Below are 13,298 nucleotides of genomic sequence, written 5' to 3' on the forward strand. Positions count from 1 at the left end.
GTCGTGTTCGGTATGGGAACGCGTGTGACCCTTCCGCCATCGTCACCAGACAATCTGTTTAGTTGTTTGCGTTGATCTCTTTTAACGCGACAAGAATTAGTATACAACGTTTCGAGATGTTTTGCAAGACCTTTTTTAAAGTTTTTTTATTTGTTTTTTTGGAGCGGGTGATGGGAATCGAACCCACGACATCAGCTTGGAAGGCTGAGGTTTTACCACTAAACTACACCCGCATAGTGGCGTGTCAGGAGGGATTCGAACCCCCGACCGACGGCTTAGAAGGCCGTTGCTCTATCCAGCTGAGCTACTGACACAATGTTAATCATCAATTATAGTTGTTAGTATTAAATAAGAAACGTCACATTAAGAACGCCATCATTAAAAACAAATAATCGTCATCTCTCAATCTACATTAATGTGAGAAGACTTTAATGATGTGTTTGTTCAATACGTACATAGTATTGAACATTTTTCAATGAACGTTGCATGTCCTTTTGTGAGGACGATTAATAATATAACACGATAAAAATAATAAATCAACATGTAATTTTAGGTTTTTTATATTCAATCAATTCTTAAAGTTCTATTTCATGATATATAGGGGACAACCCCTTTCCCTATTCTTGTCACTTTGACAACCGTCCATACTTCAATTACCTCTCTATATAGTCTCAAAGCTCATTCTATCCTACTCTCTGTTTTAAAAGTAAGTTCTTTTTATTGATACCATGAGGGAAAGAAGACCTTCATAAAGGCGGTAGATAAACCCTCCAGCACATCCCTTCCTCCCGCATGTCTGAGTTCATCTAGCTTTTTTCATCATTGCGTTTAAAGCCAAAAGTAAAAACCGCTGATCTTGACCCTTCTCTTATATTGATATAGAAACAAAATAACAAACAAACCTGTATTACAACACAGATGCATTTTGTGTTATATAACACTACGCCAAAAAATATAGCATTCCTCTAAATGAGGAATGCCATATTAGCACAAAGGGCATTGGTATGAGGATATAACGAGAATCACACTACGCTTGTGGTGCTTGATCAAATAATATCACTCTTGCTGGTGAAGCATCAGTACCTTGAAGTTTTAGTGGTGCTGCCACCATAAAATAGTGCCCCTCTTGTACTTCCTTAAGTTGGAGTCCCTCAATAATAATGACGTTCTTGTGCATCAACGATTTGTGGGTAGGGTGGCCCTCTTGCGCTCGTTCAATCCCTAAAGCGTCTATGCCTACAATTTTAACACCGATGTCCGCTAAGTGTTTGGCTGCGTCTTCTTTGACATAAATGAACTCAAAGTTGAATTCAGTGTCGAACGAATTCTTCGTCTTAAAAAGGACAATATCATGCTCTTGAATGTCTAGATTGACAATATCCTCTTTGGCGATACCCTTTTCAACTCCTGTAAGGTCGAATACTTTACATGGGCCAATCAACTCCTCTACAGGAATTGACTCTATCGTTTCCCCATCCGGAAGCATATGTAAGTGCGCATCAACATGCGTACCAGTATGGACATCGAGATGAATACGGGTTTCATGTACCTTGCCTGTCTCAAAGTCTTGAGTTACTTCAAAAGAAGGCTGTTTCTCTTCCTTATTTTTGTATACTGGCATTCCTTCATAGACCGGTAGCGTGATATCATAAATCTTCATTGTTTATATCCCCTTTCATACTTTTCAAGCAAAGCGTAGTTGACTTTATGCCTACTCATGGTTGTCCTCTCCATCTAAAGGCCACCATTTGGAGCCGTCTTGTTCGAGTAATTGAAATGCCTCTTGTGGTCCCATTTCGCCAGCCGGATAGAGGTGTAATGGCAATGCTTTTTCTGAGCTGTTCCAGGCGTCAATAATAGGGTCTACGATTTTCCAAGCTAAGGATACCTCGTCCCATCTTGTAAAGTAAGTGGAATCTCCTTCTAAAGCATCGTTGATTAACCGTTCGTAAGCTTCTGGTGAATTAATGCCAACCGTGAATTCATGACAGAAATCCATAGAGATAGGCATAATGTTTCCTTCAGTACCTGGTTTTTTGGCGTTCAGTTTAAGATGTACCCCTTCCTCTGGGTAGATACGGATCACTAGCAAGTTGGGTTCTAGGTTGCCTTCTTTGTTAAAGAATACAAAAGGCATCTGTTTAAACTCAACGATAATTTCGGTCGCTTTCCTAGGCAGTCTCTTACCGGTTCTAATATAAAAAGGGACGCCTGCCCATCTAAAGTTATCGACCATAATCTTCGCGGCAACGAAGGTCTCCGTTTGAGAGTTCGGATCGACATTTTCTTCTTCTGTGTAGCCTTTTAACACCTTGTCTTCAATCTCATTTGGCCCGTACTGACCTCTTACCACATGTTGGTTCACTTCTTCTACTGTATTAAAACGCCTTATAGATCTTAATACTTTTACTTTTTCATCTCTAATGGCTTCAGCTTTTAAGCGACTAGGGGGTTCCATCGCCATCATGGTGACCATCTGTAACATATGGTTTTGCACCATGTCCCGAAGAGCGCCTAATTTATCGTAGTAGTTCCCACGCGTTTCCACTCCAACTGTTTCACTAGACGTCAGTTGAATGTTAGATATGTACTGGTTATTCCATAAGGGTTCAAAGAAAGAATTAGCAAAACGAATGACCTGGATATTTTGAACCATTTCTTTGCCTAAATAATGGTCTATACGGTAAATTTCTTCTTCCTTGAAGACTTGGTTAATCTTTTCATTTAATTCTTCAGCAGAAGGCAAGTCATGCCCGAACGGTTTCTCTATGATGAGACGTTTCCACCCGCTATTCTGAAGTAACCCTTGATTCTTCAGATGAACGGTAACCGGTTCGAATAGCTCAGGCGCGATAGCTAAATAAAAAAGCCTGTTCTGAGGAATGTCATATTCACGCTCAACTGATTCCACAGTATTTAATAGCTCATCATAGTCGCTAGCGGTATTAATATCTAACCGCTGATAATGAATGTGCGATATAAATTGCTCCCATTCATTATCTACGGGATGGCGTGAGAATTCCTCTAAGGACGATTTCACGCGCTCGTTAAAGTCATTCTTAGACATTTCCCTTCTCCCTAGACCAATCACAACAAAGTTTGGTGCTAATTGCCCATCACGATACAAGCTATAGAGGGCAGGAAAAAGCTTTCTTTTTGCCAAATCTCCCGTTGCACCAAACATGACAATCACTGCAGGTTCATGTTTATTACGACTCATGGCGTTCCTCCATATTGTTAGTTTAATTTTATATGGTTCTATATATTACGACGGTGTTTTACCCAGACGTGTAATAGGTTGTATACCATCCTATATTGTAATGAAACGCAGAGAAAAACACAAAGAATATAGCGTTGGGCTCTAATCTCGGTCGTTTTTTCCTCGTCAAAAGACTATACGATGAGACCCGATAATGAGTTTTATTTTATTATGTGTCACAAGGGGAGATGTCATCCTGCTATTATCTTTTTTATGACAACTAAAGCTGTTGACAGGCAGGATAAATATGTAACAAATGATATTTTAACACTTTGCCAAAAATCTGTTATAATGATGAACAACACACAAATAGGAGAGATATTTATGGCCGGCAGGCTGGCAACTGAATATAAACATCTGGCATTAACGCTTAGCAGTGAACAGTTGGATGGTTTTCTCCAATTATTCCAGAAACATGGGTTCGTCACAAAATCTCACGTTTTTGGACATGGAGGTCAAGAGGATAGTACGGAAGTGGTGCTTATTGATCTACATGCCCAAGAGATACCACTCATCTTTAATCATCATGGCTCTTATTTTAAGTGTGTAAGTTCTTTTAAAACCACTCATTTACAATTGGCTCAAATGATGCAACAGGCCATAAGAATGTATTACGGGCATGCAACTGTCCACCGGTTATATGCTCATTTTGAAATGGTTTATGAGTATCGCTATGGTCAAGTGACACAGATTAAAGAAGTGAAAAACGGTGAGTGTGCTACGATATATTCTTATCAGGATCAAACTGCTGAGTTAGAGTATCTCATGAAACAGAATAATGTAGAAGTTAAAATACAGCATTTAAAGCAAAAAGTAGACATATTATTAGATGAACGAAACCGCGCTAGTGGACATCACCTTTCAAACATTGATCACGAGCTGTTTCGTCTTTCCCATGAATTATTTAAATTGGAAGCTTAACCCGCTGCTCATTGTAGCGGGTTTTATTTTTATATTGGCTTGTAGCATTACACAAAAAAGTGTTGCGGAAAAGAACAAGGCATGGTATCTTATTCTTTGTAATAAAATAGGAACCAGGGTTCACTTCCAAGAGTAATTCTCCTCTTAAAAGTGAATGGCGTAGGTCCTAGCGATATTACTAACCATAATTTTGCTAGGAGAGGGGGCCGAAAGATGGAATATTCAACTTTCGGGAGACATGTTGCAATTGATACTTGGGGTGTAGATTTTCATTTGTTGAACGACGCTGAAGCACTTCAACACCACATGATTGAAGCGGCTGAGGTTTGTGGCGCAACCGTACTGTCTGTTCAAGCAAAGCAGTTCGAGCCACAAGGCGCAACCGTTTTAGTTTTATTATCAGAAAGTCATATTTCCATCCACACTTATCCTGAGAAAGGATTTGCTGCGCTAGATTGTTACACTTGCGGGGAAACTGTTGACCCTGAGGCTGCAATTAACTACATGGTGCAAGCACTAAGTCCAAGTCAAGTTTACGCTCGTAAACTTATTCGTGGTACTGGTGACTTAGAAGTCGTTGATTCTGATCTCACTAAGAACAACGGATATAAGGAAGGAAATTTAGTCAAATAAAACCACCTTTGTGGTGGTAAGATAACCATCCCTCAATGAGGGGTGGTTTTTCTTGTCACAATTTCCTTATCACCTTATCGTTAGGGTATGAAAGATCATCGCAGAACTAAACACAAAAAAAACCACCCGTATGTACAGGTGGTATGATTTGCAACACGTATCTACTTATATCTCTTTAACACTTATGAACGTTTATGGTTTTTGGTTTGTAATAACGGAAGCAAGCCTATAAGCCGGGTTCTGTGCTCCCAGTGGTTATATGGGGTTACCCTCCCACCATTGGAGTGGCAATCATCTATCTAGGCGGTACATCACTATAACGCTCAAGCGACCTACCATGGACCACTTCGGGCAAAAGCTTGTTGACATCGTCAACCGGTCCTCGCTCGGTCTTGCTCCAGGTGGGGTTTACCAGGTCGAAAGTTGCCAGACGACCTCGTGAGCTCTTACCTCACGCTTCCACCCTTACCTGTGAAGCCCATGGATGGGCAAATGCCGACTTTGCAACAGGACGTTGCGCTAATAGTCGGCGAACCTATTTACTACATCCATAAGCATCCATCGGCGGTTTATGTTTCTGTGGCACTATCCTTCAGCTCACGCTGACCAGCCGTTAGCTGGCACCCTGCCCTATGGAGCCCGGACTTTCCTCGAGTAGCGCCTTTCGACAGTCTACTCGCGATTGCCCAGCTTACTTCCATTGCTTTTGTTATTCATGATTGTCAACAATGCATGTCCTCATGCACTTCTGTCTGATCAACATTAAACAGTATATCATGTGCGTTAACGCATCTCAACCTTAAAATATTTCCTGCTTTACCATGGAAAGATAAACGTGATACGATGTTATTATAGTGTATACGAAGGAGTGTTCCAAACATGGAGGTCATTAAAATCTCTCCCCGTGGATACTGCTACGGCGTTGTAGATGCCATGGTGCTAGCCAAACAAGCAGCAGCAAACCTTGATCTACCTCGCCCGATCTATATCTTGGGCATGATTGTTCATAATAAGCATGTCACTGACGCGTTTGAAGAAGAAGGCATTATAACACTAGATGGACCCAATCGTTTAGATATATTAAACCAAGTCGAAAAAGGGACGGTCATATTTACCGCTCACGGTGTCTCTCCCCAAGTGAGGGCACTCGCTAAGGATAAAGGCCTCACGGTAGTGGATGCCACTTGCCCAGACGTGACAAAGACCCATGACCTTATCCGAGACAAGGTATCAGAAGGATATCAGATCGTTTACGTAGGTAAGAAAGGACACCCCGAACCGGAAGGCGCTGTTGGTGTGGAGCCACAAGATGTCTTCTTAGTTGAAACGGAAGAAGATGTCGATGCGCTAGATGTAAAAGCGTCACGCATTCTTGTCACGAATCAAACGACTATGAGCCAGTGGGACGTGGCTCAAATCATGAACAGGGTACTAAGTAAATATCCACAAGCTGAGATACACAATGAAATATGCCTAGCCACACAGGTTAGACAAGAAGCAGTTGCCGAACAAGCGAAACAAGCCGATCTCACTATTGTGGTTGGTGATCCTAAGAGTAACAATTCTAACCGACTAGCACAAGTCTCTAAAGAGATTGCTGGAACACCTGCTTATCGCGTAGCTGACGTCTTAGAAATCAAGCATGAATGGCTTGATGGCGTACACAAAGTGGCCGTCACTTCAGGGGCATCTACCCCTACGCAAGTCACTAAAGAGGTGATCAAGTATCTCGAGGATTTTGAGCATAACGATCCATCGACTTGGGACCCAAGACGGACATTAGACTTGAAGCGCATCCTACCAAAAGTGAAGCAAAAAAATGCATAAGCTAAAATAGACAAAAAACGACCTCCCTAGTGTTAGGGGGGTCTGTTTTTATATATAATAGCGGTGCTGTTTTTATAAAAGACTGTTACACAATCATCTCTTTCCATTTACCGCCTTTATAACGGTAGTAGATAATGAAGGAACGTACAATCTGATCAACGGCTACCGCTAACCATGCCCCTAGTATGCCCCAGTTCAACACGAGCACGAATAATAAACATAACGCGACTCTAAAGCCCCAAACGCCAATAAACATAGCATATAAAGGAAACTTTGTATCTCCCGCACCACGCAAGGCGCCCGCTAATATGAATTGGGTAGACTGGGCCACTTGTACGGCACCAATCACACGTAGCGCAATAGCCCCCTGTTCAATCACGTCCACTTCATTGGTATATAGCATCATAATATAAGGGGCAAATAGGATAAAACAACCCCCGATCACACCGGATATGACCATGCCAATCTTTCTCGTTTCCCATCCGAATTTTTCTGCTAATTCTGGTTTCTTCGCCCCTAGTCCTTGCCCAACTAATGTGGTCGCAGCCGTGGCAAAAGCCATACCGGGCATAAACGTCAAACCGAGTATACTAAAGCATATTTGATTTGCAGCAAACGTTGCAGTTCCTAGACCTGCGACGATACGTGCAAAGATGATTTGTCCCCCACGAAGTGCAAATTGTTCCCCCGCGGCGGGCAAACCAATCCGAACGATTCTCCTAATCATGGCTCTATCAAAAGAAAATAAGCGCTGCAATGAAAGTTTGATCACAAATTTACCACTAAATAAGACATACAGAACCCATACAGCAGCCACGAACCTGGCGATTGAGGTCGCTATAGCGGCGCCTATAACGCCTAACTCCGGAAAACCTACATGTCCATAAATTAAAGGAAAGCCGATCAGTATAAGAAGGATATTGGACGTCACGTTGATTCTCATTGGGGTCACTGTGTCTCCAGCCCCACGTAATACGGCTGTTAAACCCATAGAAAGTGTGATAAACCCTAAGGATAGGAAAATAATCTTGGCATAACCGACACCGTCCAGTAGAACCTCTGGTTCCGCCCCCATAAAAATAAGGATGTCCTCAGCATAATAAAAGCCAATGAATGCAATCACAAGGGATAGAATAATATTCAACGTCAAGGTTTGTTGTGCCGCTTGATTCGCTTGATCATATTGACCGGAGCCCATCGCTCGTGCAACGATGGCGGTTGTCCCTACATTCAGGGCCATAAAAGCAGCTAAAGCGAAGAAAACGGGTTGGTTTGTTAAGCCAACGGCAGCCACAGCTTCAGCGCCCACTCTACCGACCATGATCATATTAATCATTTGCACAAAGTTGATCAGTACCATTTCCGTTAGGGATGGTCCTGCTAAGTGTAAAATTCTTTTTCGTATCGCTTGTGGTCCACCTGTCTCAAGTGCTTGAATATCTTCCTCATCCCAACTCGTTCTACTCTCCACTGTCTTCATGCTCATTCTCCTCTTTCCCGTTCACTCTGACTATTGACTATTATTTAGTATATCGAAACAAATCAATATTTTCTACTATATAAAAAAACTTATGGAGTCATCCCCATAAGTTTTTAACCGATTAATATTTTTCTTATTAAATAAACTGGAACGGCTCTGTGTTGACTTGCGAACGTAACACAGTCAGCTCAGCTTTGTGCTGTTGCGCTGCCTGTTCGAGCACATTTTGTACCCCTTGCTTCATCACTTTTTCTATGTGGTGCCCAGGGTCTACAACAGCCACATTGTTCATCAATGCATCATGAGCACTATGAAAGTCCACATCTCCTGTAACGAAGACGTCTGCGCCTTTGAAAGCCGCTTTTTTAATGAATTTACTACCGCTTCCTCCTAAAATCGCTATTTTCTTCACCATACGTGCTTTATCTCCTATGATTCGCGCTTGAGGTACGTCTAAACGGTCTTTGACATAATGGCTAAACGCTTCTAACGTCATTTCTTCTGTTAGTTGGCCTACTCGACCTAAACCATAGGTCTCCCCTTTTAAGTCCAGAGGATAAATATCATAAGCAGCTTCTTCATATGGGTGGGCCTTTAACATAGCCCGCACGACTTTTGATTGAAGTGATGCTGGTATAATCGTCTCCACTTTGACTTCATGAACTTCCTCTACCTTGCCTTGTTCCCCTATGAAAGGATTGGCACCTTCTAACGGTAAGAAGGCGCCTGTGCCTTCGGCTCTGAACGAGCAATGACTATATTCTCCAATGTGGCCAGCACCAGCGTCACCTAGTGCTTGCCTGACGGCCTGTTCATGGTCGACCGGAACAAACACGACAAGTTTTTTCAGTTGTTCATGGTAGGTAGGGGATAAGACTTCTGTCTCTTCCAAGGCCAAGCTTTCCGCCAACCAGTCATTCACACCCCCTGCTGTAATATCTAAATTAGTATGGGCTATGTATACAGTGATATCGTGCTGTATCAACTTCTTAAGGATTTGACCAGCCTCATCGTCCGTGCGTAAGTGTTTGAGAGGGCGAAAGATGATAGGGTGATGGGCAATAATCAACTCTGCTCCCTCATCTATGGCTTCTTCCGCAACCTCGCGCGTGACATCTAAGGTGACTAAAACTTTGGACACCTTTTTTTGTAGGCTTCCCACTTGCAGACCAACGTTATCCCAATCCTCGGCCAAATGCTTAGGGCAAAACTGTTCAAACCATTGGATGATCGTCTGAGCGTGAACCATACTTTAATCCCTCCTGTATCATTGCCATTTCAGTTTCAATTAACTTTTTTTTCTCTTCAACGTCAGGCCCGACGCCATTGTCTAGAGATTCAAGGATTTTTTTACGTTTATTTAATTCATACGTCCATTTGTCTATGAAGGCTTGATTGGGATGGCGTAGAAGAAAGGGCCCCATCGTTAGCGCGTGCAGTCTCCATGCTTCAGGCAGCTGCTCGTATGGCACTGAGGGGGTCCCTCTATCTGCAATCAGCACCTCGTAGTACTTATCATCTTCTGCTACCATACGTTCATCTTTTAACTCCCATCCGTTCTCCAGGCACCATTCTCTAAGAATATGACTGGCCACGTTCGGTTGTAAAATGAGTCGCTTAACCTGATTTAATTTCGAAGACTGTTCGCTAAGAATTTGACGAATGAGGGCGCCTCCCATGCCTGCGATACATATGACGTCTACTTCTTCTGCATCTATCACTGCTAACCCGTCACCTTTGCGTACATCAACAACACCTTGCAATCCCAAGCGATCTACTTGTGCCTTCGCTGATTCATAAGGACCATCGTTGACTTCACCAGCAATTGCGAAACTTATTTTTCCATTCAGTACTAAAAAGATAGGAAGATAAGCATGATCTGAACCGATATCTGCCATTCTACTTCCATGAGGCACGTATTCAGCAACCTGCATTAAACGTTTTGATAACTGATGTTCGTTCATGTAATTAACTCCTTGCCTATTCCTACAGCTTATCTTGCTCGTTTTCTATTATTCACTTATAGGGTTTTATCGTCACTGACTTAGAATGTTACGGTAAAGGGGAACGACATGCTTCGGTGATGTGCTATGTGATGTGAAAAAGAGAACTTCAATTGAAGTTCTCTTCACCCAACTACGTTTTTGGACCCCACTTATGGTTGATTGTATACATATGATTTTATTATGTGCCCATGAATGAAAAATATCATATTATTCATCTTGGATAGATTGTAAGTATTCAACAACTTCTTCTTCATGACCTGCAGCCTGCCCACCCGGCATTGCTCCAACGCCATTGGTGACCACATCTAGAATCTCTTCCTCCGTTAAATCCAAGTGACGTAAATTTGGGCTCTGTCCTGTTCCACGTAGATCAGCCCCGTGACAATTTATACAGCTTTGCATAAAATCAGGATGGGTCTCTGCTGTGCTCGGCCCAGCAAGTTCCTCTCCCTCTTTGAACCCAACAATCCCAAGGACTAAAGTTAAAGCAATCCCAGCAGTAAAAATAGATAAAAACACTTTAATTGGATTCATTTCTAAGATTTCCTCCTATCTTGTAGACTATCCACTTTGATGATTATACCATTTCGTACTTATTCTATCCATATTTAGCTGATATATAGTTTTACAATACCGTAAACAAAACACGAGTTCAAGACAAACTCACTAACTGAGCGTTCAGTCGGTATTGTAAGTCAAATTAACAGCCTATTTCACGAGCGATAACATTGCGTTGTATTTCAGATGTGCCTTCTCCTATTTCAAGTAATTTTGCATCTCTAAAGTATCTTTCCACATGATAATCCCTCATATAACCATAACCACCATGAATTTGCACCGCTTGGTCACAAGCCCTCATACAAATCTCAGAGGCAAACAATTTGGCCATTGATGCTTCCTTCGTAAACCTTTTATTTTGATCCTTTAGCCATGCCGCCTTGTATACCATCATACGAGCCAATTCTATATTCATGGCCATATCCGCTAGTTTGTGTTGAATGGCTTGAAACTTGGAGATGGATCTGCCAAACTGCTGTCGCTCTTGGGCATATTGTAACGCAGCCTCATAAGCGGCTTGAGCGATACCTACAGCCATGGCACCTATACCGATACGTCCACCGTCTAATGTTATGAGAAACTGTTTGAATCCTTCCCCCTGCTTGCCTAACATATTCTCTTCGGGAACGCGAACATCTTCAAGGACAAGCTCTGTCGTGTTTGATGCGTGTAACCCCATTTTTTCATACTGATCCAATACTTTGAACCCTGGTGCATCTGTCGGTGCAATAAAGGCGGATATCTCTTTTTGCCCATTTGACTCACCCGATATAGCTGTGAGTGCAAGGTTATTGGCGTAGCTTGCATTTGTGATATAACATTTGCTACCGTTGATGACCCATTCAGATCCTTCTTTCTTTGCGTATGTTCTTGTACCCCCTGCATCTGAGCCAGCGTTCGGTTCTGTTAAACCAAAAGCACCTAGGTATTCTCCCGTGCATAAAGGCGTCAGATACTGCTGTTTTTGATTCTCAGTACCAAACAAGTGAAGAGGTGCCCCGCCTAAAGATACGTGTGCGGAATAGGTAATACCAGTCGATCCACATGCGCGGCTTAACTCTTCTACAACAATTGAAAAACTAATGGTATCTGCGCCTCCACCACCATATTCTTCAGGGAAAGGTAACCCGAGTAGACCGAGATCACCGAGTTTCCGGAAAATCTCACGTGGAAATGTCTTCGTCTTATCTCTTTGTTCTGCCCCCGGAGCAACCTCTTCTTCGGCAAATTCTCGAATCATCTTCTGTACCATTCTTTGATCTTGTGTAAGTTCGAACTGCATTCTAACTCTCCTCTCGACGCGTTTTTGTATGCGCTTACATTCTTTCTTTATTATAGTCATCATTCTTCTTTATTTGCAAGAATTTTCAATCTAAAGTGGCAGATGAATCCTATCATTCTGAGGGATGTTATACTTTCACAGATTTTAGCAAGAATAATAATGATTGGAGGTGACATCTCATGCATCATCGTGTAGCGGTTGAGAATAGTTTAGGAAACGTTAAAAACATTCTACAACAGAACGGGTATGAAGTGGTTAATTTAGAGGCTAATCAATCTCCAGAATGCGAATGCTATTGTATTTCTGGACAAGATCAAAATGTGATGGGTATGCAGGATGCTACGACACAGGCGTCAGTCATTAACTGCGCTGGCCTTTCAGAGGAGCAAGTTTTACAGGAAGTGCAACAAAGACTAGAAGCACAATCATAACCCCCATCATTAATGAAATGAAAAAGAGATTGCACGTCAATCTCTTTTTCATTTCTCTTTATCATCACATCATAAGAGCTATGATACTTGTAAAATTTATTTTAGAGAGTGATACTTTTAGACTTGAATACGCGAAGTTTCCCTCTCTTCATCGCTACGGTCAAACTCTAAAATGTAGCGGTAAGGCTGCCAAAGCCACAATGTTAGGCCATAAATGATCAATTTACTTACAGCTAGCGTTTGAAGTACAGTTAAAGACGCTTGTTCAACCCATCCACCTTGTAATATAGGGGCAAAAAATAAAATCACACCGGTGATATAGAGCGTTAAACACAGTTTTTTGTTCATATGGCGGATAAACCACGCGCATCCGACGAGCAAAAGGGCGCATGCCACCCATGTTCCTTCGAACCGTATCCAATTAAAGTTTGCATTCCAGTGGTCAATCGTGTACCATAACGCCCATGCGGTGATGAGTAATAAGGGGAGCGATTGATACACAAAGATATCTCTATAAAGGCCATATATAAAAACGGTTGAAAGAAAAAGTATGAACAAAATGTGAATAGAAATTTGCATTTGTATAGAAAAGTCGCTAAAATAAAAAACAAGTAAAGTTGATATGGCTGTTAACGCTAATACTAAGCTTACCATCATTTTTTTCCACAGAAAAGAATAATGACTTTTATCCTTCTTAACATCACTCGTTGAATATTCGGAACCTTCCGTATAAAGTGTTGTAAGGAAGTCACAGTAATGATTGGGCAATAGTTTATGCTTTTTCCAGTACTTGATTTCATCTAAGATGATTTTCTTTTTAGAGGACTTCATGTAGAGTGCCACCTCAGGTCGTCTTTATTATACATCGCTTATAACTTATATCGGCAAAAAAATATCCTAC

Annotated in this window: 12 protein-coding genes, 2 tRNA genes and 1 other RNA gene; 4 read left to right on the forward strand and 11 right to left on the reverse strand. The window is 41.8% G+C overall.

Translation table 11 applies throughout. The annotated features are described in order from the left end of the window. Positions 1-159: 159 nt before the first annotated feature. The 4 genes from JKM87_RS12200 to zwf form a co-directional block, all read right to left on the reverse strand. A tRNA-Gly gene (locus JKM87_RS12200) sits at positions 160-233 on the reverse strand. 4 nt (positions 234-237) lie between these two features. Further along, a tRNA-Arg gene (locus JKM87_RS12205) sits at positions 238-314 on the reverse strand. A gap of 713 nt (positions 315-1,027) precedes the next feature. Next, complete coding sequence (locus JKM87_RS12210) at positions 1,028-1,660, reverse strand: cyclase family protein (RefSeq protein ID WP_202080656.1); 633 nt, start codon at positions 1,658-1,660, stop codon at positions 1,028-1,030. Positions 1,661-1,711: 51 nt separating this feature from the next. Then, positions 1,712-3,220 (reverse strand): glucose-6-phosphate dehydrogenase, encoded by a 1,509-nt coding sequence (gene zwf, locus JKM87_RS12215; RefSeq protein WP_202080657.1) that lies wholly within the window; start codon positions 3,218-3,220, stop codon positions 1,712-1,714. A gap of 363 nt (positions 3,221-3,583) precedes the next feature. On the opposite strand from zwf, the gene JKM87_RS12220 reads away from it, so the two are divergent. Together JKM87_RS12220 and speD are read left to right on the forward strand one after the other, a co-directional pair. Then, the gene (locus JKM87_RS12220; protein ID WP_202080658.1) at positions 3,584-4,180 is read left to right on the forward strand and encodes a hypothetical protein; all 597 of its coding nucleotides are present in this window, start codon (positions 3,584-3,586) and stop codon (positions 4,178-4,180) included. A 213-nt stretch (positions 4,181-4,393) separates the two neighbouring features. Then, on the forward strand, positions 4,394-4,813 hold the full coding sequence (gene speD / locus JKM87_RS12225; RefSeq protein ID WP_202080659.1) for an adenosylmethionine decarboxylase: 420 nt from the start codon (positions 4,394-4,396) through the stop codon (positions 4,811-4,813). Positions 4,814-5,026: 213 nt separating this feature from the next. On the opposite strand, the gene rnpB is transcribed toward speD, so the two are convergent. Then, positions 5,027-5,511: RNase P RNA component class A (gene rnpB, locus JKM87_RS12230), an RNA gene on the reverse strand. Positions 5,512-5,692: 181 nt separating this feature from the next. Between rnpB and JKM87_RS12235 the strand changes: the two genes are divergently transcribed. After that, entirely contained in the window at positions 5,693-6,640 is a 948-nt protein-coding gene (locus JKM87_RS12235) for a 4-hydroxy-3-methylbut-2-enyl diphosphate reductase (protein ID WP_202080660.1), read from the forward strand. Positions 6,641-6,725: 85 nt separating this feature from the next. Here JKM87_RS12235 and JKM87_RS12240 read toward each other — a convergent pair whose 3' ends face one another. The 5 genes from JKM87_RS12240 to JKM87_RS12260 form a co-directional block, all read right to left on the reverse strand. Next, positions 6,726-8,120 (reverse strand): MATE family efflux transporter, encoded by a 1,395-nt coding sequence (locus JKM87_RS12240; RefSeq protein WP_202080661.1) that lies wholly within the window; start codon positions 8,118-8,120, stop codon positions 6,726-6,728. A gap of 136 nt (positions 8,121-8,256) precedes the next feature. Then, positions 8,257-9,369: a Nif3-like dinuclear metal center hexameric protein gene (locus JKM87_RS12245; RefSeq protein WP_202080662.1), complete on the reverse strand. Its 1,113-nt coding sequence runs from the start codon at positions 9,367-9,369 to the stop codon at positions 8,257-8,259. Further along, positions 9,335-10,084 (reverse strand): tRNA (adenine(22)-N(1))-methyltransferase, encoded by a 750-nt coding sequence (locus JKM87_RS12250; protein WP_202080663.1) that lies wholly within the window; start codon positions 10,082-10,084, stop codon positions 9,335-9,337. Before JKM87_RS12250 ends, JKM87_RS12245 begins: the two co-directional genes overlap by 35 nt. Positions 10,085-10,333: 249 nt before the next feature. Then, complete coding sequence (locus JKM87_RS12255; RefSeq protein WP_202080664.1) at positions 10,334-10,660, reverse strand: c-type cytochrome; 327 nt, start codon at positions 10,658-10,660, stop codon at positions 10,334-10,336. Between the two features lie 166 nt (positions 10,661-10,826). Continuing rightward, complete coding sequence (locus tag JKM87_RS12260; RefSeq protein ID WP_202080665.1) at positions 10,827-11,966, reverse strand: acyl-CoA dehydrogenase family protein; 1,140 nt, start codon at positions 11,964-11,966, stop codon at positions 10,827-10,829. 179 nt (positions 11,967-12,145) lie between these two features. Here JKM87_RS12260 and JKM87_RS12265 point away from each other — a divergent pair, with 179 nt between their 5' ends. Further along, complete coding sequence (locus JKM87_RS12265) at positions 12,146-12,397, forward strand: YkuS family protein (protein WP_202080666.1); 252 nt, start codon at positions 12,146-12,148, stop codon at positions 12,395-12,397. 117 nt (positions 12,398-12,514) lie between these two features. Here JKM87_RS12265 and JKM87_RS12270 read toward each other — a convergent pair whose 3' ends face one another. Then, positions 12,515-13,228, reverse strand: a complete 714-nt coding sequence (locus JKM87_RS12270; RefSeq protein WP_202080667.1) for a hypothetical protein — start codon at positions 13,226-13,228, stop codon at positions 12,515-12,517. Between the last annotated feature and the right edge of the window lie 70 nt (positions 13,229-13,298).

It is taken from the genome of Caldalkalibacillus salinus (assembly GCF_016745835.1).
Lineage (GTDB): Bacteria > Bacillota > Bacilli > Caldalkalibacillales > JCM-10596 > Caldalkalibacillus_A > Caldalkalibacillus_A salinus.